This window comes from Ilumatobacter sp., assembly GCF_041688325.1.
In the GTDB taxonomy this organism is placed as follows: Bacteria; Actinomycetota; Acidimicrobiia; order Acidimicrobiales; family Ilumatobacteraceae; genus Ilumatobacter_A.
Window position 1 is genome coordinate 1 of the sequence record NZ_JBDNIJ010000064.1, and the last position, 1,778, is coordinate 1,778.

General features: G+C 60.1%; 2 protein-coding genes. Both read right to left on the reverse strand.

Annotation, left to right across the window (positions count from 1 at the left end; genetic code table 11):
- Nucleotides 1-119: 119 nt before the first annotated feature.
- On the reverse strand, nucleotides 120-656 hold the full coding sequence (locus tag ACH2EI_RS04675) for a MarR family winged helix-turn-helix transcriptional regulator (protein ID WP_395159268.1): 537 nt from the start codon (nucleotides 654-656) through the stop codon (nucleotides 120-122).
- 282 nt (nucleotides 657-938) lie between these two features.
- On the reverse strand, nucleotides 939-1,778 hold an 840-nt coding region (locus ACH2EI_RS04680), incomplete at its 5' end, for a dihydrolipoamide acetyltransferase family protein (protein ID WP_395159270.1).

The following is a 1,778-nucleotide window of genomic DNA, read 5'->3' on the forward strand; positions in this document are numbered from 1 at the left end:
GACTGATCAAACGCAAGTACTCCAAGTGGCACATCAAACGAGCACGACACACCGACTGGCCACAACCAACCGGACCACCCACCACCACCATCCGACCACCTAACTGAACGGCATTGGGTTTAATTGCTACTGGCTACCACTGACTTCGGTGGCTGGAATGGGGGAACGTCTCCGAGGTCCGTGAGCAAAGTCCGCAGCAGATCAGCCAGTTGATCGTTCTCGGTCTGAGTGAGACCGTCAACGCTGGCGGCTTGAGCGCTGAGCATGTGCGGAAGTGCGTGTTCGATCAAGTCGATTCCGGCCTGGGTCAGGCGGACCAGGACCCCGCGGCCATCGTCCGGGTTGGGATTTCGGCTGATCAGCCCGGACTTTTCGATTCGTTGAAGGCGAACCGTCATCCCTCCAGCAGTCAGCAATGCGGCCTTTCCAAGTTCGGTCGGCGTGAGACCACGTTCTGAGTCGGCCCGGTACAGCTCCAACAAAGCGTCGAGGTCACCGTGGTGACTCAAACCGTACGCGGCAGCGACGGGGTCCAGTTTCAACTGAAGATGATGCGCTGCACGCATTACCCGCAGGACAATCCCCAACGCGGACGTGTCGACATCAGGTCGGAAATTATTCCACTCTTCGATGATGCCTGCTACTCGATCTTCCATCCGCTCCGCCACTCATAAACTACCTCGGGCCAGAAAAGAGTTCATCGGTTCCCGTTCATTACTTTACAACGCACATAATGTAGAATATTTTAGGGAATGTCAAGCTGACTTTCTCCCACCCGCCCGAGCATCACAGTTCAAAGTGGGGCTAAATCATCTGCGCATACAGAGGACCCCAGGTTTCATGACTGCTCAAGTTATTGGGTGACAGCCTCTTCGGCTGGTTGAGGTCTCCGAAACCGGACACAAGGCACGCCGCATCGCCCGCGGCAGCCAGACCGGTCAGTCGACGAAGAGCAGCGCAGGAGTTTCAAGCGAACGTTTGATGTGCTGAACAAAAGTCGCTGCAACCCAACCATCGACCATCCGGTGGTCGAAGCTCGACGACAGATTGAGCTTCTGACGAGGCTGGAATGTGCCATCGCGCCACACGGGACGCGTCTCCATTTTGTTGACTCCGACGATGGCGACTTCGGGTGGATTGAGGATCGGGGTGGTCGCGATCCCACCGATTGCTCCGAGCGATGTGATCGTGATCGTAGAGCCGCTGAGATCGGCACGTGTTGCGGATCCGTCGCGGGCGAGGCCTGTCACTCGGCCGATCTCAGCGGCGAGGTCAGCGACGGCGCGTTGCTCTGCGTGGCGCACGACCGCGACGCGTAACCCGTCGTCGGTCTGTGTGGCGATGCCGATGTGTACCGCCCCGAACGTTGTCAACGTCTCGGCTGGGTGGTCGTAGTGGGCGTTGAGTTCAGGGAGTTCGGCCACGGCAAGCACGACGGCCCGTGCGATAAACGGCAGGAGCGTGAGTCGTTCGGTGCTCCCACCGGATCGCGTGTTGAGTGTGACCCGGAGCTGCTCGAGTTCCGTTACATCGATGTCGTCGACGTAGGTGATGTGCGGGATCTCGCGCCAAGCATCGGACAGTCGTTCGGCGATTCGGCGACGGACACCGCGGACCGCAACGATGCGGCGACCGTCGGTGTCGGCTGCCGGGGGCGAAGACGTCCGGCGGCTCACTGGACCGGACCCACGGTTGACGAGCACGCGGTCGAGGTCGGCATGCACGATGCGACCGCCGCTGCCCGTCCCCTCGATTGCGCCGAGGTCGAGATGAAGCTC